Origin of the sequence: Qipengyuania psychrotolerans (assembly GCF_019711355.1) — a bacterium.
Taxonomy (GTDB): domain Bacteria; phylum Pseudomonadota; class Alphaproteobacteria; order Sphingomonadales; family Sphingomonadaceae; genus Qipengyuania; species Qipengyuania psychrotolerans.
The window spans coordinates 533,410-549,429 of the sequence record NZ_CP081297.1; the positions used below are offsets into that span (position 1 = coordinate 533,410).

A 16,020-nucleotide genomic window follows, 5' to 3' on the forward strand; every position below is an offset into this window, starting at 1 on the left:
ATCCTAGCTACGTTTTACGTCGGTCATCCGTTCGCGCGTGACGGGATAGCCCAAATCATCGGGGATCGAGAGGAACGAGCCATCGGCTTCCTCGATCACTTCAGGTGTGATTGCGCGGACCGGCGTTGCCTCCGCGTGATCGCGCGCCGATTCGTAGGAATCGAATTGAGCGAGCCTCTCCAGGTTTCGCCGGGTGGGGTAGATGACAGAGATATCACCGCGATCTGCCATTTCGAGCGCTTCCTGCGCGCTGACCCAGAACAGGCGGGTGTTTTCCGTCGCATCGACCTCGATCTCGACTGCGCCGGTCCCCAGATCGGCGAGGTAGAACATGGTGTCGAAAATGCGGTTGTGCGCCAGGCCCAGCGGCAACCACCGGGCAAACGGCGTAAGCGCGGAAAGATCGAGCGTTAGGTTGAACCTGTCCAGCACGGGAGCCAGTTCGCGCCGATCCAGCAGCAGGGTCCTTGCGTCGGCAGCGCGCTGTGCATCCATCTCGCCTGACAGTCCGATGGCAAGGCCCGTTTCTTCCAGCGTCTCGCGGATTGCCGCGATCCGGTGAGCCACCTCGTCTATTTCGGCTTCGGGTGCGTGACGCGCAGCGAGGTCGCGGTCCTGGGGGTCGACGCGCCCGCCTGGGAATACGGCCATCCCGCCAGCGAACGACATGTTGCGCGAGCGGACGGTCATCAGGATTTCGGGTTCGGGAGCGGATCTGCCCTTGCGAAATATAACCAGCGTTGCAGCGGGAATGGGGGCGTCAGGCTGGCGGTTCGCGTTCATTGAGTACGCTTGTGCCGCGTCTGCTTGGCGTTGCCAAGGTCAAGCCGCGCTGTGCTGTCGGGAATATTTACAAAGGGGGTCTTCGTGCTTGAAGCGTTAACCATCGCCTGTCGCTGAAACCGCGAGTTTTTCGTTTTTGGCACGCAATCTGCATGGTGTTACGCATATCGTTTGGTCTTCGTGAGACGGACCATCCCTGGTCTCCCGGTTCGTCTCAAACCAAATAAAAGGCCCGCCTGGACGTCCCCCAGGCGGGCCTTACCCGTTTCAGCGATGGGAAAAGTCAGCCTTCGGCTTTGGCGACTTTCTTTTCGTCCATCATGGTCTGGAGTTCGCCGGCCTCGAACATTTCCATCATGATGTCGCTGCCGCCGACAAATTCACCCTTCACGTAAAGCTGGGGGATCGTGGGCCATTCCGAAAAAGTCTTGATGCCCTGCCGCACTTCCATGTCCTGGAGGACATCGACGCTTTCATAAGCGACGCCGCAGTGGTCGAGGATCGCCACTGCACGGTTGGAGAAGCCGCATTGCGGGAAGAGCGGTGTGCCCTTCATGAAGAGAACGACATCGTTGCTGCCAACGATGTCGGAGATGCGCGAATTTACGTCGGACATATGTGCCCTGCCTTTGTTGAAACTTGAATATCGTAGGAGGTCAGGTGGGGGCTTGGGTGGTCAGTTGCAAGGCGTGCAGTTCCCCGCCCATGCGGTCACCCAGAGCGTCATATACCATCTTATGCTGCGCAACGCGTGTTTTGCCGGCGAATTGCGGGGCCACGACTTTCGCCGCCCAGTGATCGTTGTCGCCGGCAAGATCGCGCATCTCGACGGTGGCACCCGGAAGTGCCCCTTCGATCAGCGCGACGATGTCTTGAGAAGCCATCGGCATCGGATTACTTCTGATCGCTCATGAACTGGCGTCGCGCTTCGACGGAGCATTCTTCCAGCTTGGCACGGATGTCGGCTTCGCTGACTTCGCACTCCGCCCCGGTCAGATCGCCAAGCAGCTTGCGAACGACGTCTTCGTCGCCGGCCTCTTCGAAGTCAGCCTGAACGACTGCCTTCTTGTAGGCGTCTGTTTCTTCTTCGGTCAGGCCCATCAGGCCGGCGGCCCATTCACCCAGCAGGCGGTTACGCCGTGCTGCGATCTTGAAGTCGGTTTCCTGGTCGAAGGCGAACTTGGATTCTTCTCCGCGTTCGCGGTCCTTGAAGTCGGTCATGTCTATCCCCTTGGAAAAAGTTGCCTCTCGAATAGGTATACCGCGTCAAAGGGGCAAGAGTATGATCGCCGCAGTCAGTCCATCGTGACCACGAGTTTGCCAATCGCGCCGCGATTTTCCAGCTTGGCGATGGCTTCATGGGCACGTTCGATCGGGTAGGTTTCGCTGACCAGCGGATTGATCTTGCCCGCCTTCCAAAGATCGAACAGCTCGGCGATGTTGGCATTGTTACGTTCCGGCTCGCGCGCAGTAAACGCGCCCCAGAACACGCCGCGAATGTCGCAGCTTTTCAGGAGGGTCAGGTTCAGGGGCATTTTCGCGATCCCCGCCGGGAACCCGATAACAAGGAAACGGCCTTCCCAGGCAATCGAACGTAGCGCTGGTTCGGAATAATCGCCGCCAACGATATCATAGACGATGTCAGCGCCATTGGGACCGACCGCAGCTTTGAAATCGCTCGCCAGCTGCTTGGAAGTGTCCTTGTCGAACGGCGCACGCGGATAGATGACGACCTCGTCCGCACCGGCCTGTTTCGCCACCTCGCCTTTTTCTTCGGTAGAGACTGCTGCGACAACGCGGCAACCATATGCCTTGGCGAGTTCCACTGCCGAGAGCCCGACACCGCCAGCCGCACCAAGCACCAGAACTGTCTCGCCCTCCTTGATGTCGCCGCGGTCCTTCAGGCCATGGATCGTCGTGCCATAGGTCATCAGCAACGCGCTGGCCTGAACCAGGTCGATCCCTTCCGGCACCTTGAACAGGCGGGCCGCTGATACGGCGACCTTTTCCTGCAAGCCGCCATTGCCCACGCCGCAGATCACGCGGTCACCGACTGCAAAGCCTTCCACGCCTTCACCAAGCGCCTCGATGGTGCCGGAAATTTCACCGCCCGGGGCGAAGGGGCGTGGGGGTTTAAACTGGTACATATCGCGGATGATCAGCGTGTCGGGGAAGTTAATCGCGCAAGCAGCCACGTCGATCAGCACTTCGCCTTTTCCGGGCGTGGGCGCGTCGATTTCCTCGACCACGAGGGTTTCGGGACCGCCGGTTTCCTTCGACAGGACTGCTTTCATGCTGCGTCTCTCCGGTTGTGTTGCGGCGCATCGAGCCAGGGAAGGCTGCCAGCGCGCTGTTCTTCATGAGTGGTGATGGCCTCATCGCGTTTGAGCGTCAGGCCGATTTCGTCGAGACCCTCCAGCAAGCAGAGCTTGCGGAACGGGTCGATGTCAAAAGCGAAACGATCCTGGAAGGGGGTTGTGACCACCTGGTTTTCCAGATCGATGGTGATGGGCGAAACCTTCGCCACTTCAAGCAGGCGGTCAACCTGCTCCTGCGGCAATTCAACTGCCAGGATGCCGTTCTTGAAGGCATTGCCCGCGAAAATATCCGAGAAACTCGGCGCAATGACTGCGCGCAGACCCAGATCGAGCATGGCCCAGGCTGCGTGCTCGCGGCTAGAGCCACAACCGAAGTTGTCGCCCGCGATCAGGATCGGGGCGCCGGCAAAATCCTCGACGTCGAACGGATTGCCAGGTGTTTGCCTGATCGTTTCGAAAGCGCCCTTGCCAAGACCTTCGCGGCTCACGGTCTTGAGCCAGTGCGCAGGGATAATCACATCGGTGTCGATGTTTTTCAGGCCGAGCGGAATTGCGCGTCCTTCTATTGTCGACACCTTGTCCATCAGTCAGTTTCCGGGTTTTCGCCAGAGGGGATCGGGCCCGGCTGGCTGGGCTGGTTTTTCTTCTCGCGGCGCTTGTTCGCATAGAGAAGCGCCGCTGCGATTGCGGCCGATCCGATCGCACTTGCGATAGCGGCCTTACCTTTGGGTATCTTTGTCATGATTGTCTCATGGGATGGCAAACGTTGAAGGGCAAGGGTTTACCCGTCCGAGAGTTTACGCACATCGGTGAGCCGCCCGTTTACCGCTGCCGCGGCAGCCATCGCAGGGCTGAGCAGGTGCGTTCGCGAACCGGGACCTTGCCGCCCCACGAAATTGCGGTTGCTGGTGGAAGCGCAGCGTTCACCGGGCGGGACCTTGTCCGGGTTCATCGCCAGACATGCCGAGCAACCCGGCTCGCGCCATTCAAAGCCAGCGTCGGTGAATATGCGGTCGAGACCTTCTGCCTCCGCCTGCCGTTTGACGAGGCCAGAGCCGGGGACCACGATTGCCCAGCGCACGCCGGGTGCCTTGGTGCGGCCTTTCAATACCGATGCGGCGGCGCGCAAATCTTCGATCCGGCTATTCGTGCATGAACCGATGAAGACATTCTCGATGGCGATATCCTCCATCGGGGTGCCTGCGGTAAGGCCCATGTAGTCGAGGCTCTTGCGGGCCGCTTCCTGCTTCGATGGGTCGGCAAAGCTTTCAGGTTCCGGGATTGCTCCCCCGATCGCGACAACATCCTCGGGACTGGTTCCCCAGCTTACCGTCGGCTCGATGTCTGCGGCATCGACCACCACCGACTTGTCGAAACTGGCGCCTTCATCCGTGGCGAGTGAACGCCACCAGCCTATCGCGCGGTCCCAATCATCTCCCTTCGGCGCGTAGGGCCGGCCCTTGAGATAGTCGTAGACGGTCTCGTCGGGCGCGATGATGCCTGCCCGGGCGCCGCCCTCGATGCTCATATTGCAGACAGTCAGCCGCCCCTCGACGCTCATTTGCTCGAAGACCTCGCCGCGATATTCGATGACGTGCCCTGTGCCGCCAGCCGTCCCGATCACGCCGATCACGTGGAGGATCAGGTCTTTGGGTGTCACACCGGGGCCGAGTTGACCTTCCACCCGGATTTCCATCGTCTTGGCCTGCCGCAGCAACAATGTCTGGGTGGCCAGGACATGTTCGACTTCGCTTGTGCCGATGCCGAATGCCAGCGCGCCAATGCCGCCATGCGCCGCAGTGTGGCTGTCCCCGCACACGATCGTTGCACCGGGCAACGAGAAGCCCTGCTCAGGCCCGACCACGTGGACGATGCCCTGTTCGGGAGCAACTGCGTCGATATAGCGAATGCCGAACTGCGGGGCATTGCTTTCCAGCGCTGCCAACTGGGCGGCGCTTTGCGCATCCTCGATCGGTAGGCGCGAACCATCGGGAGCCACGCGGGCCGTGGTCGGCACGTTGTGATCGGGCACGGCAAGCGTCAGGTCGGGGCGGCGAACCGTGCGGCCGCTAACCCGCAGCGCTTCGAATGCCTGCGGGCTGGTGACTTCGTGGACGAGGTGCCGGTCGATATAGAGCAGGCAGGTCCCATCGTCCTGCCGCTCGACAACATGGGCGTCCCAGATCTTCTCGTAGAGTGTGCGCGGTTTGCTTGCCATTTCGAGCGCAGGTTTGCGGCAGGAATGTCACTCGCGCAAAATGGCAAATCCAGAGTCTTCCCAAGTTAACCTTTCCCTGCTCTACTAACACTCATGTCAGCAAAACCATTCGCCTTTCCAATCAAAGTGATTCCCGCCGATATCGATTTCATGGGGCACGTGAACAACGCGCGCTATTTGAACTGGGTGCAGGATGCCGTGCTTGCGCACTGGAACAAGATCGCTCCCGCTGAAGAAGTGGCGAGCAAGGCGTGGGTCGCGCTGAAGCACGAAATCACTTATCGGCGCCCCGCGTTTCTCCATGACGATGTGATCGCGAGCACCGTTCTGGAAAAGGTGCAGGGCGCCCGCGCATTCTACTCGACAGTAATCCAGCGCGGCGAAGATGTTCTGGCCGAAGTGAAGAGCGCATGGTGCTGCATCGATTCCACGACACTGAGGCCGGCGCGCCTCCAGAAGGAAGTCGTCAAGTTCTTCTTCCCGGACTAGGCGCTCTTTCACAGGCCTTGCGGCACCTGTCGCTGGCGCGGTAGAAGGCGGCCATGGTCGCAGCCCGTAACATCAACCGATCCAAACCAGGCGCGAGCTGGCAGGCCTTTGTCGGCCTGCTGCTTGCCTCGGCGATATTTGGCGGCTGGCTTGCGATCCATCTTTTCGCGATGTTCGTATTCGAGCTTTCGTGGAGCACGCTGCCGCTCGCGGTCGCAATTGCGCTGTTACAGTGCTGGCTCTCGGTCGGGCTTTTCATTGTCAGCCATGACGCGATGCACGGCTCTCTGGTTCCGGGGGGCGGGCGGATCAACGGCGTGATCGGCGGCGCGCTACTGTTCCTGTATGCCGGTTTTGGCTGGCGCAAGATGCGCGATGCCCATTTCGCGCACCACAAGTCACCCGGGTCAGCCGACGATCCCGATTTCAGTGCCGATCATCCGACGCGGTTCTGGCCGTGGTATGCCACTTTCCTGAAGCGATATTTCGGCTGGCAATCCGCCCTGTTCGTCAGTTCCGTAGTGATCATCTACTGGCTCGTGCTGAACGTGCCGGTCGAAAAAATCGTCCTTCTCTACGGCGCTCCTGCTATCGCGTCATCGATCCAGCTGTTCTACTTCGGCACGTTCCGCCCCCATCGCCACGGTGAAGATTCGTTTGTGGATCGCCACAATGCGCGCAGCGATACCTTCGGGAGCCTTGCATCTCTCGCCAGCTGTTTCCATTTCGGGTATCATCACGAACATCATCTGGCACCGCATGTCCCTTGGTGGGGATTGCCTGCCGAACGCCGCAAGTCGTCGCAAACCGAGCTGCCGAAATGAGCCTGCCTGCTATCCTTCTCACGATATTCCTGTCCATCGTAGGGATGGAACTGTTTGCCTGGTGGGCGCACAAGTACGTCATGCATGGCTGGGGGTGGGGATGGCACCGCGACCATCACGAACCGCATGACCACAAGCTGGAAAAGAACGACCTGTATGCCGTGACGTTCGGCACGATAGTCTTCGCCATGTTTGCCATCGGCTATGTGTGGTCAGACCTGCTTTGGTGGACCGCCTTCGGCATCACTTGCTATGGGCTGATCTACACTTTCGTGCACGATGGCCTGGTCCATCAGCGTTATTTCCGGTGGGTGCCCAAGAAGGGTTATGCCAAGCGTTTGGTGCAGGCACACAAGCTGCACCATGCGACCATCGGCAAGGAAGGCGGGGTCAGCTTCGGTTTCGTCATCGCCCGCGATCCGGCCAAGTTGAAGGCGGAACTCAAACGGCAGAAAGCGGCTGGAATAGCCGTCGTACGCGAAAGCGCCGGAGCCTGAGGCCCCGGCGCTTCCAAGAATTCTTCAAATCGTCTGCTTACCGCGCGTAGTTCACGTAAAGTCCGTGGATCAGACCCGGAATAAACCCGAGCAGCGTCAGCACGAGATTGATCAGCGTGGTCTTGCCAAGCCCGTGCTTGGCTGCAACGCCGAGCGGGGGAAGCAGGATGGTCGCGATGAGAATGAGAATTGCCATTTGAGGATGTTCCTTTGGTCATCCCCCCGTCCGTATGGTGATTTAACGGACTGAATAACGGTGCGTTCCCGCATCGCGCCTATTCGTTGCGCGTGGCAATCCAGGTCCCGGCGATCACCAGGATCGCGATCGAGATGTAATACCACGGCTCGCCTAGCGTATACCAGGTGACCACAGCGCCGATACTCATGGCCCCAATCGCCGTGGTTTTCGCGCGCCGGCTTATCGCCCGCCTTTCGCGCCAATCGCGGACCTGCGGCCCCCACGACGGATGATCGAGGATTTTTTGCTCAAGCTCGGGGCTGGACCGCGCGAAGAAATAGACTGCCAGGAGCAGGAAGGGGACCGTCGGCATGATCGGCAGGAAGGCGCCGACAGCGCCAAGTCCGACGAACAGGAAGCCGCACGCTCGGTAGAAATGCCGGCGCATATTAAGCAGCGGCTATTCGCGCCGCATGCTCTTTCACCAGGCCGATCATATTGGGCACGCCCTGTGTCCGGTTGCTGGAGAGCTGGTTTTTGAGGTCGAAGGGTTCGAGCGCTGCAGTGATGTCCATCGACGCAACTTCTTCGGCCTGCTTGTCCTGGACGGCAGCGATGACCAGCGCGATTATGCCCTTGGTAATCGCAGCGTTGCTGTCAGCGAGGAAATGCAGCTTGCCCGCTTCGACTGTGGGATAAACCCAGACTGCGGCCGAACAACCGCGCACCAGCGTTGCATCAGTCTTGAGCGGGTCGGGCATGGGCTCCAGATCGCGGCCAAGTTCAATCAGCAGGCGATACCGTTCATCGCCTTCGAGAAAGTCATATTCTTCTGCAATATCGGAAAGTGTTCGCATGGCCGCGGGCTGTAGCCAGCAAGGGCGTCTGCGTCCATCGCGCTTATCCGGCGAGGCCACCGGGACGCGTGAATGCGAAATAGATCACGTAAAACCAGCTGAAGAAGCCCTGGATAATTGCCCAGACGATTGATTCGTGCTGGCTCCATGAGATTGCCACCGCAATGGCGCTGCCGAGGCCGATCCCGGCCTGCGCGGCACTGTTTGTCGCGCTCATAGATCCACTCCGCTGGCGATAGCTTCGAGCTTCTTGATCCGCTCGCGCAGGTCCGCCAGTTCGATACGAGCGGCGCCCATCGCGCTGCCGGTATCCTTTTGCGGTGCTTCCTCACGCTCCAGCTCGATCCGCTTCAATTCGATCCAGTCATGCCAGCCGCGCAACAAGGCAGCTGCTACGATGACGAGGCCGATAAGCGAGGCCGCGGCGATTATCACTGTCGGTTCGAACATTTCCCTCATGTCCTCCTTGAAACAGTCGGTTCCTACTTGCCTTTGTCGACCTGCTTATCGCGCAGGGCTTCGATTTCGGCGGCAATCCTCTGTGTCTCGCTGGCGTCGAGAGAATTGCCGTCGGTGGCGATCCTCTCCAACACCTTGATGCGTTCACGCAGGTCATCAAGTTCGCGCTGCGCTTCTTGGTCGGCCCCGTTATTTCCGAAGCTTTCATTGCCCATGAAATCACGGGTAATGCCTTTGTCGGAGCGGTATCGGGCCTTGAAGACCTCTGCGACTGCGAAGACCACGGCGATCATGAATATGGCAGTCCAGAAACTCACTGTGCAGTCTCCGGCATCCTGGTGCGATCCTCGATTGACTGAAGGTCGCGCAATTCCTCGATCTGCGATGCAAGCGCATGGTTGCTGTCGGTCGCGATGCGTTCGAGCACGCGGACGCGCTCTTCCATCTTGCTGTAATCGCCGTTGGCATAACGAGCCTGCTGTGCCTTTGCCTCGGCTTCACGCACCTTGAGCTCGGCGCGGCGCTCCTCGTGATTGACTTGGCGGCGATGGATCAGGATGCCTGTAGTCATCGCCAGTGCGACAAGGGTCAGGACGAAACCGAATATCAGGATAAGTTCCGGATCCATCAATTCGCTCCCTGTGTATCACGCAAGCGATCAATCTCGTTAGTCAGGTGATAACCGCTGTCAGTCACGATGCGCTCCACATTGCCAAGGCGATCCTTCAGCGAACCCAGTTCGGCGCGAAGTTCCGCGTTTTCCTGAGTGAGCAGCTTGACCCGTTCGACTGCCTGGTCGTTCTTGGGATAGACCGCCTTGCCCCAGCTGTTTTCAAGCGGGTAGCCGTTCTTGATCCGCATCCAGGTGGTGGTGATCCAGCCAAATGCTAGGATCGCAACACCGACGATGACGGTGATTTCGGTAATTGGAAAATCCATCATACTTTCTCCCGGTTGCCGATGTCGAGGGGAACCCCAGCGGCACTCTCATCGACCCGGCGCTGGTCGCGCAATGCCTCGATCTGGGTGGCTACGTCATAGCCCCTGTCGGTAATGATGCGCTCCAGCACCTGTACGCGGTCATCGATCTGCTGCATCTTGCTGGCATACTGCGCTGCCTGTTCGGCGGTTGCTTGTGCAGTTGTCCGGATGTTCATCTCGGCAAGCTTCTGCTGGTGCTTGGTCCAGATCGCCACGATCGGGATCATCAGCGCGATGATCGGAATGAATACTCCTATTATGCCCGCATCCATCGTCTTTCCCCTCTTGTTGGTTGATTAGCGCAGGCGCTCGATTTCGGCGTTCAAGCGCGGATTGCTGCTGACATAGAAGGTTTCAACGTCGGCCAGGCGGCGATCAATGTCCTTCATGCGGCCGCGGATTTCGCGGGCTGTCCGCTTCGGGCTCTGGCGAACACGCTGCCAATAGCGCTGCTCTTCCGGTTCGGAGTACAGATGAGCGGGCTTCTTGTTCAACAGGATCCCGGCAATGAAGTAGAACGGGATGGTCGAACCGCCGGTCATGAATGTCAGGCCAAGGAACCCGAGGCGCACCCAGAAAGCGTTGACGCCGGTATAGTCCGCGATGCCCGAGCAAACGCCCATCAGTTTGGCATTCTGCTTGTCACGATAGAGAGTGGTGCGGGGGGAGTTCACTTTGCTGCTCCTTTTTTCTCGGCGATCAGCTGTTCGAGTTCGCGCAGCTGTTCATTGTCCTTCTCGCTGTCATGCACGAGGCGGGCGGGGCGGAATTCGGGGTTGTCGGAAGCGACCAGGCGCTCGACCGTATCCATCCGGTCATCGAGGCGCTTGGCGAGGTTGTAGAGTTCCTCGAGCAAGGCTTCGTCATCGGTGGTGATCGTGGCGGAAGTCTTCCACTTGGTAATGTAGTGGAGGATGATCCACGGCAGCGCGATAAAGATCGCTACGATTGCAAAAATTTCGTCCACGGATCAGTCCTCCTTCTTGGCGTCGGACTTGCCGAGCGCCTTTTTCATCTGCTCGAGTTCGTCGTCGATTGCATCGGCGCCTTCGAGCGCGGCAATCTCGTCGGACAGGCTGGGCTGCTTGCTGCCATCGGAGATGGACAGCGCTTCGGCGCGGCCTTCGGCGTAATCTACGCGGCGTTCCAGCTGGTCGAAGCGGCTCAGCGCATCATCGACACGGTCTTCAGTCATCAGGCTGCGCAGCTTGACGCGGTTCTCGGCGCTTTCGAGACGCGCAGCGATGGCGGTCTGGCGGCTGCGAGCTTCGCGCAGGCGGTTCTGCAGCTTCTGGATGTCCTGCTCATAGGCACGCAGCGCATCATCGAGCACTGCGATTTCCTGTTTGAGCTGTTCCGACATGCCGGAAGCTTTCTTCTTTTCGACCAGTGCGGCGCGGGCCAGGTCTTCGCGGTCCTTCGACAGGGCGAGCTGGGCCTTTTCGCCCCAATCGGCTTCAAGCTTGTCCAGCTTGATTGTGTGGCGGTGCATTTCTTTCTGGTCGGCAATGGTGCGCGCCGCGCTGGCACGGACTTCGACCAGCGTTTCTTCCATCTCGAGGATGATCATGCGGATCATCTTCTGAGGGTCGTCCGCCTTGTCCAACATGTCGTTGAAGTTCGCGGCGACGATATCACGGGTTCGGCTAAAAATGCCCATCAAGGGTGCTCCGGTTGAAAAGAACTCACTGATCTTTGTATTCACTGCGTCGGGATTGGTCCAATCGCGCGCCCGCTGGGCTTCGCGATCGATCCGCGCCAGGCGGACGCCGTGCGGTTTATGGGGGCGGGCCGGAGCGCGGGGACTATCGGGAGTATTCCGCTCCGGCCCTAGGGGTGTCTTGTCGGTCACGCGATTTCGACCTGCTCGTACGAAGCGAGTGTCTGGACCGGGGTTGTCACCGCAACTTGCGAACTAAGCACGACAAAGGCGGTCATCGCAGCGATGCTGGCGAGTGCGGCTTGTCCGAGCTGGGTCTGAAAGAATTTGCGGGTGTACATGGTTGTCCTCCCTGGACGACGTTGGCGTTGTTGTCCTGTGTTCAGCAAACAGCGTGCCAAACTCGAAAAACGGGAGAAATCCGAGACAATCCGCAAGTTTCCCAGTGTTACATCATGGCGCCTATTGCCAACCATTGGTGAAAATCACTATATATTGGCCATGGAGAGGGAAAATCAGTTTATCGGGCAGTCCGGCGCATTCCTCGACGCGGTCGAGCGGACCAGCCGTGCAGCCCCCATGCGGCGGCCGGTCCTGGTGATCGGAGAGCGCGGAACGGGCAAGGAACTCATTGCAGAACGTCTGCACCGTCTTTCAACCCGGTGGGACGAGGCGCTCGTCACCATGAACTGTGCCGCGCTACCCGAAACCCTCATTGAAGCCGAATTATTCGGTCATGAGGCGGGTGCCTTCACAGGCGCTACCAAAACCCGCGCTGGAAGGTTTGAAGAAGCCGACAGGGGTACGCTATTCCTCGACGAACTGGGTACATTGTCGATGGGCGCACAAGAGCGCCTGCTGCGGGCTGTCGAATATGGCGAGGTGACGCGGATTGGCTCGTCCCGTCCGATGCGGGTCGATGTGCGGATCGTGGCGGCAACCAATGAAGACCTGCCCGCCAAGGCGGAGCGCGGCGAGTTTCGGGCCGATTTGCTCGACCGTCTAAGTTTTGAAGTCATCACTCTTCCTCCGCTACGTGTGCGAGAAGGCGATATCGCCGTGCTCGCTGATTACTTTGGCCGGCGCATGGGCGCTGAACTCGGCTGGGAGCGTTGGCCCGGCTTCAGCGATCATGTGAACGAGGAGCTGGAGAACCACCCATGGCCCGGCAACGTGCGTGAATTGCGCAATGTCGTGGAGCGGGCGGTCTACCGCTGGGACAATTGGGAGAGCCCCATCGGTCATGCCCAGTTCGATCCGTTCGACAGTCCGTGGAAGCCGGTCTCGCCGCCCACGCCGCAGTCGCGGCCCCAGGCTCCTGCAGCCGCCGCTTCTGAAGGCGCGCAGCCCGATCTGGATGGCATTGATGATTTGCGGGCAGCGGTCGACGCTCATGAGCGAAAGATCGTCGAGCATTGCCTGGGCAAGCATCGCTGGAACCAGCGCCAGACCGCCAAGGCGCTCGGGCTGAGCTACGATCAGCTTCGCCATGCGATCAAGAAGCACGGGCTGGCCGACGACAGCTAGTCCGGCGTTTTTCGGACTGTCTCATTCCTGCAACTTGTCGTGGGATTCCCTGCAATGGCTATTGCCGCGCACAGGATGTGCGGTATGTCTGCCGCAGGGATTGGGAAATCTACATCAATGGTGACGGTAAGCACCCGGGTCGCAGGGTACCGTGCAGTTTTGGCAGTTCTGGCGCTGTTCGCATCAATTGCGGCGGTGTTTTCGTTCGCGCCTGCACGTGCGCAGGTCGTGCCTTCTGTGCTGGAAGATATCCGGCTGGTCTCGGAAGACGAAGGCGCGGCGACCTTCATGCTGCGTTTCTCACCCTCAGAACCGCGCGTTGCGACTATCGATACCAATCCCACCCGCCCGGAACTGGTGATGGCCACCAGCCTGAAGGTTGGCCGCATTCTCAACCGTCAGACTTTCCGCGGGCTGGTCCGCTCTCTGCAATTCGTGACCGAGGGCAGCAGCCTTGTCCTGCGTTTTGATACGGCGCGACCGGCACGAATTCGCGCGGAAACGATGGGCAATTCGGCGATCCAGGTCCGGGTAGAGCAAGTGAGCGACGAGGAAACTCTCGGCACACGCCCGATCGGTTCCGAAGGCGAAGATGTGGTCCCACAGCAGGAACTGCAGCGCGGACCCTTTGACAGCTATCAGCCCGGCGATTCCTACGAGTTGGTATTCCTGAAGTATGCCGACGTATCCGAGATCGTCGGACTGCTTGCCGATGGTGCAGAGATTGCGCCCAACGATGTCTTCATCCGCCGCGAACCTGGTTTCGGTTCGCCTGGTGCCAACCAGTCGACCAGCTATATCGGCGCGCCCCAGCAGGCGGAACGCGAAGACCAGCCGCTGGGCCAGAATGTCGGCAATGGCCTCGCCGTCGATCGCCGCCTCAACGCAATCTGGGTTACCGGATCGCAAGAGCGGATTGAGCGGGTCAAGCGTCAGATCGAACTGATCGACGTGCCGGTGGACAGCGTCATCCTCGAAACGCAGTTCGTGGAACTGACCGAAACGGGTGCCCGCAATCTCGGGATCGATTTCACCAACTCGAATGGTCAGATCGCTGTCGGCAACCTTGCAACCGGCGGTTTTCTCCCATTCGGCGTGGACCCGACCGATGTCTTGCCATCAGGCCAGTTGCAGGCGGCGATTTACGCGCAGATACAGAAGGGCGAAGGCCGGATCGTCTCGCGTCCGCGGATCGCGGCGCAGAGCGGCTCTACTGCCAAGATCATCACGGGCGATGCCTTGCCGATCCTGACTTCGATCCAGCTTTCGGGCGTCAATGGCGTGTCCCAGCAGGTCCAGTATGTGAATGTCGGCGTGACGCTCCAGATCGCGCCGCGCGTCAGTACTGACGGATATATTACATCGAAAATCTATGGCGTGGTGTCGAGTGTGACCGGCTTCAGCCAAGGCTATCCCACGATCAGCCAGCGCGAGGCAGAGACCAGCGCCTCGGTGCGTGACGGCGAAACCTTTGTGATTGGCGGCCTGACGCAGGAAAACGTCCTGACGACCAAGTCAAAGATACCGCTGCTGGGAGATATCCCGCTGCTTGGCGCTGCTTTCCGTACGGAACGCTCCACCAGCACAACAACCGAATTGTACATCGTCATCACGCCGAGGATCGTGCGCCATCGCAGGTTCGAGAATAACGCGCCCGCGCCCCGTGATGAATTGATGCCTGCCGAAGGAGACGAAGATTAAGGTTCGCAGCTCGATGTAAAATTCATCTTAGTTCGAGCGATTTTATAGTGAATTCTGCAGTTATATTTCACGCAAGGCTTAGCCTTAGCGATGGCATTTCTCGGCCTAAGTAAATCGAAACTCAATTCGTCTCTAAATTGCAACAATTCGTCTGAAAACCCAGTATTTACCTTCTTTGTTATCAATGACCTACTCGACAGCCGCAATTGCTGTCTTACAACCCTCCCATCAGTTCAGCGCGGGTCGCGCGCCACTGAATAATTAGTCCGAATGGACAACTGGAGGGTATTTCCATGAAAGCTAAAACCTTGGCCGTTCTTGCGGCGCTTCCGATGCTGGCAATCGCTGCGCCAGCTCAGGCCCAGCAGGCTGGTGAGAAGATTGCCAACAGCTACATTTGCGTATTCGACGGTTCGGTATCGCGCGGCAATGCGAAAGCAGAAGCCAATCGCGCTGCCCAGGCGAGCCAGGCGCAGATCAAGCATGTTTATTCGGTGGCCCTGAAAGGTTTCGCGGTAAACGCTGCGCCGCAGGCGATTGCCAATATGCAGAAGAACAACAAGAACATTGCCTACTGCGAACAGGACCAAGTGGTTACCGCCATTCAGTCGCGCGGCAAGGCCAAGCCCGGCGGTGGCGGCGGTGCGCAGCCTCCGCAGGAAACGCCTTGGGGTATCGCCCGCGTTAACGGCGGCGCGCCTGGCAATTTCGCAACCGCTTGGGTCATCGACAGTGGTGTCCAGCTCGACCACCCCGATCTCAACGTCGACATTGCCCGTTCGGCAAGCTTCGTTCGCGGCGATGCTGGTGACCAGAATGGCCACGGAACCCACGTTGCAGGCACTATCGCTGCCATCGATAACAACATCGGCGTAATCGGCGTGGCACCGGGCGCTCCCGTTGTCGCAATTCGCGTTCTCGACCGCCGCGGCTCGGGTTCGAACTCGGGCGTAATTGCCGGTGTTGACTATGTCGCACAGTATGGCCGCCCTGGTGACGTCGCCAACATGAGCCTCGGCGGCGGTGTCAGCACTGCGCTTGACCAGGCAGTTGTGAATGCAGCTTCGGGCGGCGTTCGTTTCGCTCTTGCCGCAGGTAACGAGCGTGACAACGCGAACAACCACTCGCCCGCACGTGCAAACGGGAACAACGTTTACACCGTCTCGTCGTTTGCAATCGGCGACAACTGGTCGAGCTTCTCGAACTACGGCAATCCGCCGGTAGATTTCGCGGAGCCGGGTTCGTCGATCAAATCGACTTGGACCGGCAGCGGCTACAACACCATCAGCGGCACTTCGATGGCGACCCCGCATCTTGCTGGTATCCTGCTTCAGGGCAATGTCGGTAATGGCGGCAACGTCAACGGCGATCCGGATGGCAATCCCGACACAATCGGCGTTGTCCAGTAAGGTTGGCGCCTAGGTAATGAAGAGGGCTCGGCAATCTGCCGGGCCCTTTTTCTTTGCTGCTTGATTTTCTCGGCTTGCGCGCCTAACTAGCCGCCATCCCGACATTGTCGCGACACTGT

The 16,020-nt window shown here is 59.4% G+C and carries 27 protein-coding genes; 6 read left to right on the top strand and 21 right to left on the bottom strand.

Annotation, left to right across the window (positions count from 1 at the left end; genetic code table 11):
• Positions 1-3: 3 nt before the first annotated feature.
• The 8 genes from K3166_RS02500 to leuC form a co-directional block, all read right to left on the bottom strand.
• Positions 4-783, bottom strand: coding sequence for an NUDIX hydrolase (locus K3166_RS02500; protein WP_221423131.1), 780 nt, complete (start codon positions 781-783; stop codon positions 4-6).
• A gap of 283 nt (positions 784-1,066) precedes the next feature.
• Positions 1,067-1,399, bottom strand: coding sequence for a Grx4 family monothiol glutaredoxin (gene grxD, locus K3166_RS02505; RefSeq protein ID WP_221423132.1), 333 nt, complete (start codon positions 1,397-1,399; stop codon positions 1,067-1,069).
• A gap of 40 nt (positions 1,400-1,439) precedes the next feature.
• A complete protein-coding gene (locus K3166_RS02510; RefSeq protein WP_221423133.1) occupies positions 1,440-1,673 on the bottom strand; it encodes a BolA/IbaG family iron-sulfur metabolism protein in 234 nt (77 codons plus the stop codon).
• Between the two features lie 4 nt (positions 1,674-1,677).
• A complete protein-coding gene (locus K3166_RS02515) occupies positions 1,678-2,004 on the bottom strand; it encodes a DUF1476 domain-containing protein (RefSeq protein ID WP_221423134.1) in 327 nt (108 codons plus the stop codon).
• 74 nt (positions 2,005-2,078) lie between these two features.
• On the bottom strand, positions 2,079-3,077 hold the full coding sequence (locus tag K3166_RS02520) for an NADPH:quinone oxidoreductase family protein (RefSeq protein WP_221423135.1): 999 nt from the start codon (positions 3,075-3,077) through the stop codon (positions 2,079-2,081).
• A complete protein-coding gene (gene leuD / locus K3166_RS02525; protein WP_221423136.1) occupies positions 3,074-3,685 on the bottom strand; it encodes a 3-isopropylmalate dehydratase small subunit in 612 nt (203 codons plus the stop codon). Before leuD ends, K3166_RS02520 begins: the two co-directional genes overlap by 4 nt.
• On the bottom strand, positions 3,685-3,843 hold the full coding sequence (locus K3166_RS02530; protein WP_221423137.1) for an isopropylmalate isomerase: 159 nt from the start codon (positions 3,841-3,843) through the stop codon (positions 3,685-3,687). The genes leuD and K3166_RS02530 overlap by 1 nt, the downstream gene beginning before the upstream one ends.
• A gap of 39 nt (positions 3,844-3,882) precedes the next feature.
• On the bottom strand, positions 3,883-5,319 hold the full coding sequence (leuC, locus tag K3166_RS02535; RefSeq protein WP_221423138.1) for a 3-isopropylmalate dehydratase large subunit: 1,437 nt from the start codon (positions 5,317-5,319) through the stop codon (positions 3,883-3,885).
• A 93-nt stretch (positions 5,320-5,412) separates the two neighbouring features.
• On the opposite strand from leuC, the gene K3166_RS02540 reads away from it, so the two are divergent.
• The 3 genes from K3166_RS02540 to K3166_RS02550 are packed head-to-tail and all read left to right on the top strand — an operon-like array spanning position 5,413 to position 7,129.
• Positions 5,413-5,808, top strand: coding sequence for an acyl-CoA thioesterase (locus K3166_RS02540; RefSeq protein ID WP_221423139.1), 396 nt, complete (start codon positions 5,413-5,415; stop codon positions 5,806-5,808).
• Between the two features lie 53 nt (positions 5,809-5,861).
• Positions 5,862-6,632, top strand: a complete 771-nt coding sequence (locus tag K3166_RS02545; RefSeq protein ID WP_221423140.1) for a fatty acid desaturase — start codon at positions 5,862-5,864, stop codon at positions 6,630-6,632.
• A complete protein-coding gene (locus K3166_RS02550) occupies positions 6,629-7,129 on the top strand; it encodes a sterol desaturase family protein (RefSeq protein WP_221423141.1) in 501 nt (166 codons plus the stop codon). The genes K3166_RS02545 and K3166_RS02550 overlap by 4 nt, the downstream gene beginning before the upstream one ends.
• Before the next feature lie 37 nt (positions 7,130-7,166).
• Here the strand turns inward: K3166_RS02550 and K3166_RS02555 are convergent, their stop codons facing one another.
• The 13 genes from K3166_RS02555 to K3166_RS02615 all read right to left on the bottom strand — a co-directional run bounded on the left by K3166_RS02555 (position 7,167) and on the right by K3166_RS02615 (position 11,605).
• Positions 7,167-7,325 carry a YqaE/Pmp3 family membrane protein gene (locus tag K3166_RS02555; RefSeq protein ID WP_006833396.1) on the bottom strand — a complete coding sequence of 53 codons (159 nt, stop codon included), beginning with the start codon at positions 7,323-7,325 and terminating at the stop codon, positions 7,167-7,169.
• A gap of 79 nt (positions 7,326-7,404) precedes the next feature.
• Positions 7,405-7,755 carry a YbaN family protein gene (locus K3166_RS02560; protein WP_221423142.1) on the bottom strand — a complete coding sequence of 117 codons (351 nt, stop codon included), beginning with the start codon at positions 7,753-7,755 and terminating at the stop codon, positions 7,405-7,407.
• A 1-nt stretch (position 7,756) separates the two neighbouring features.
• A complete protein-coding gene (locus K3166_RS02565; RefSeq protein ID WP_221423143.1) occupies positions 7,757-8,164 on the bottom strand; it encodes a SufE family protein in 408 nt (135 codons plus the stop codon).
• Positions 8,165-8,207: 43 nt separating this feature from the next.
• On the bottom strand, positions 8,208-8,381 hold the full coding sequence (locus K3166_RS02570) for a hypothetical protein (RefSeq protein ID WP_221423144.1): 174 nt from the start codon (positions 8,379-8,381) through the stop codon (positions 8,208-8,210).
• Positions 8,378-8,614, bottom strand: coding sequence for a hypothetical protein (locus K3166_RS02575; protein WP_221423145.1), 237 nt, complete (start codon positions 8,612-8,614; stop codon positions 8,378-8,380). The genes K3166_RS02570 and K3166_RS02575 overlap by 4 nt, the downstream gene beginning before the upstream one ends.
• Before the next feature lie 32 nt (positions 8,615-8,646).
• Positions 8,647-8,940 (bottom strand): hypothetical protein, encoded by a 294-nt coding sequence (locus K3166_RS02580; RefSeq protein ID WP_221423146.1) that lies wholly within the window; start codon positions 8,938-8,940, stop codon positions 8,647-8,649.
• A complete protein-coding gene (locus K3166_RS02585) occupies positions 8,937-9,251 on the bottom strand; it encodes a hypothetical protein (protein ID WP_221423147.1) in 315 nt (104 codons plus the stop codon). Before K3166_RS02585 ends, K3166_RS02580 begins: the two co-directional genes overlap by 4 nt.
• Positions 9,251-9,565: a hypothetical protein gene (locus K3166_RS02590; RefSeq protein ID WP_425594569.1), complete on the bottom strand. Its 315-nt coding sequence runs from the start codon at positions 9,563-9,565 to the stop codon at positions 9,251-9,253. Before K3166_RS02590 ends, K3166_RS02585 begins: the two co-directional genes overlap by 1 nt.
• Entirely contained in the window at positions 9,562-9,876 is a 315-nt protein-coding gene (locus K3166_RS02595; RefSeq protein ID WP_221423148.1) for a hypothetical protein, read from the bottom strand. Before K3166_RS02595 ends, K3166_RS02590 begins: the two co-directional genes overlap by 4 nt.
• A 24-nt stretch (positions 9,877-9,900) precedes the next feature.
• Positions 9,901-10,278: an envelope stress response membrane protein PspC gene (gene pspC, locus K3166_RS02600; protein ID WP_221423149.1), complete on the bottom strand. Its 378-nt coding sequence runs from the start codon at positions 10,276-10,278 to the stop codon at positions 9,901-9,903.
• The gene (gene pspB, locus K3166_RS02605; protein WP_221423150.1) at positions 10,275-10,571 is read right to left on the bottom strand and encodes an envelope stress response membrane protein PspB; all 297 of its coding nucleotides are present in this window, start codon (positions 10,569-10,571) and stop codon (positions 10,275-10,277) included. The genes pspC and pspB overlap by 4 nt, the downstream gene beginning before the upstream one ends.
• A gap of 3 nt (positions 10,572-10,574) precedes the next feature.
• On the bottom strand, positions 10,575-11,366 hold the full coding sequence (gene pspA / locus K3166_RS02610; RefSeq protein WP_247714769.1) for a phage shock protein PspA: 792 nt from the start codon (positions 11,364-11,366) through the stop codon (positions 10,575-10,577).
• Between the two features lie 86 nt (positions 11,367-11,452).
• The gene (locus K3166_RS02615; protein WP_221423151.1) at positions 11,453-11,605 is read right to left on the bottom strand and encodes a hypothetical protein; all 153 of its coding nucleotides are present in this window, start codon (positions 11,603-11,605) and stop codon (positions 11,453-11,455) included.
• A gap of 160 nt (positions 11,606-11,765) precedes the next feature.
• Here K3166_RS02615 and pspF point away from each other — a divergent pair, with 160 nt between their 5' ends.
• The 3 genes from pspF (at position 11,766) to K3166_RS02630 (ending at position 15,901) form a co-directional block, all read left to right on the top strand.
• Positions 11,766-12,791 carry a phage shock protein operon transcriptional activator gene (gene pspF / locus K3166_RS02620; protein WP_221423152.1) on the top strand — a complete coding sequence of 342 codons (1,026 nt, stop codon included), beginning with the start codon at positions 11,766-11,768 and terminating at the stop codon, positions 12,789-12,791.
• A gap of 117 nt (positions 12,792-12,908) precedes the next feature.
• The gene (locus tag K3166_RS02625; RefSeq protein ID WP_221423153.1) at positions 12,909-14,492 is read left to right on the top strand and encodes a type II secretion system protein GspD; all 1,584 of its coding nucleotides are present in this window, start codon (positions 12,909-12,911) and stop codon (positions 14,490-14,492) included.
• 293 nt (positions 14,493-14,785) lie between these two features.
• On the top strand, positions 14,786-15,901 hold the full coding sequence (locus tag K3166_RS02630) for a S8 family serine peptidase (RefSeq protein WP_247714702.1): 1,116 nt from the start codon (positions 14,786-14,788) through the stop codon (positions 15,899-15,901).
• Positions 15,902-16,020 lie beyond the last annotated feature (119 nt).

What these genes read in the sequence shown, in the direction of transcription:
- K3166_RS02500 (WP_221423131.1), bottom strand. Translation starts at nt 783, where the DNA reads ATGAACGCGAACCGCCAGCCTGACGCCCCCATTCCCGCTGCAACGCTG.
- grxD (WP_221423132.1), bottom strand. Translation starts at nt 1,399, where the DNA reads ATGTCCGACGTAAATTCGCGCATCTCCGACATCGTTGGCAGCAACGAT.
- K3166_RS02510 (WP_221423133.1), bottom strand. Translation starts at nt 1,673, where the DNA reads ATGCCGATGGCTTCTCAAGACATCGTCGCGCTGATCGAAGGGGCACTT.
- K3166_RS02515 (WP_221423134.1), bottom strand. Translation starts at nt 2,004, where the DNA reads ATGACCGACTTCAAGGACCGCGAACGCGGAGAAGAATCCAAGTTCGCC.
- K3166_RS02520 (WP_221423135.1), bottom strand. Translation starts at nt 3,077, where the DNA reads ATGAAAGCAGTCCTGTCGAAGGAAACCGGCGGTCCCGAAACCCTCGTG.
- leuD (WP_221423136.1), bottom strand. Translation starts at nt 3,685, where the DNA reads ATGGACAAGGTGTCGACAATAGAAGGACGCGCAATTCCGCTCGGCCTG.
- K3166_RS02530 (WP_221423137.1), bottom strand. Translation starts at nt 3,843, where the DNA reads ATGACAAAGATACCCAAAGGTAAGGCCGCTATCGCAAGTGCGATCGGA.
- leuC (WP_221423138.1), bottom strand. Translation starts at nt 5,319, where the DNA reads ATGGCAAGCAAACCGCGCACACTCTACGAGAAGATCTGGGACGCCCAT.
- K3166_RS02540 (WP_221423139.1), top strand. Translation starts at nt 5,413, where the DNA reads ATGTCAGCAAAACCATTCGCCTTTCCAATCAAAGTGATTCCCGCCGAT.
- K3166_RS02545 (WP_221423140.1), top strand. Translation starts at nt 5,862, where the DNA reads ATGGTCGCAGCCCGTAACATCAACCGATCCAAACCAGGCGCGAGCTGG.
- K3166_RS02550 (WP_221423141.1), top strand. Translation starts at nt 6,629, where the DNA reads ATGAGCCTGCCTGCTATCCTTCTCACGATATTCCTGTCCATCGTAGGG.
- K3166_RS02555 (WP_006833396.1), bottom strand. Translation starts at nt 7,325, where the DNA reads ATGGCAATTCTCATTCTCATCGCGACCATCCTGCTTCCCCCGCTCGGC.
- K3166_RS02560 (WP_221423142.1), bottom strand. Translation starts at nt 7,755, where the DNA reads ATGCGCCGGCATTTCTACCGAGCGTGCGGCTTCCTGTTCGTCGGACTT.
- K3166_RS02565 (WP_221423143.1), bottom strand. Translation starts at nt 8,164, where the DNA reads ATGCGAACACTTTCCGATATTGCAGAAGAATATGACTTTCTCGAAGGC.
- K3166_RS02570 (WP_221423144.1), bottom strand. Translation starts at nt 8,381, where the DNA reads ATGAGCGCGACAAACAGTGCCGCGCAGGCCGGGATCGGCCTCGGCAGC.
- K3166_RS02575 (WP_221423145.1), bottom strand. Translation starts at nt 8,614, where the DNA reads ATGTTCGAACCGACAGTGATAATCGCCGCGGCCTCGCTTATCGGCCTC.
- K3166_RS02585 (WP_221423147.1), bottom strand. Translation starts at nt 9,251, where the DNA reads ATGGATCCGGAACTTATCCTGATATTCGGTTTCGTCCTGACCCTTGTC.
- K3166_RS02590 (WP_425594569.1), bottom strand. Translation starts at nt 9,565, where the DNA reads ATGATGGATTTTCCAATTACCGAAATCACCGTCATCGTCGGTGTTGCG.
- K3166_RS02595 (WP_221423148.1), bottom strand. Translation starts at nt 9,876, where the DNA reads ATGGATGCGGGCATAATAGGAGTATTCATTCCGATCATCGCGCTGATG.
- K3166_RS02615 (WP_221423151.1), bottom strand. Translation starts at nt 11,605, where the DNA reads ATGTACACCCGCAAATTCTTTCAGACCCAGCTCGGACAAGCCGCACTC.
- pspF (WP_221423152.1), top strand. Translation starts at nt 11,766, where the DNA reads ATGGAGAGGGAAAATCAGTTTATCGGGCAGTCCGGCGCATTCCTCGAC.
- K3166_RS02625 (WP_221423153.1), top strand. Translation starts at nt 12,909, where the DNA reads ATGGTGACGGTAAGCACCCGGGTCGCAGGGTACCGTGCAGTTTTGGCA.
- K3166_RS02630 (WP_247714702.1), top strand. Translation starts at nt 14,786, where the DNA reads ATGAAAGCTAAAACCTTGGCCGTTCTTGCGGCGCTTCCGATGCTGGCA.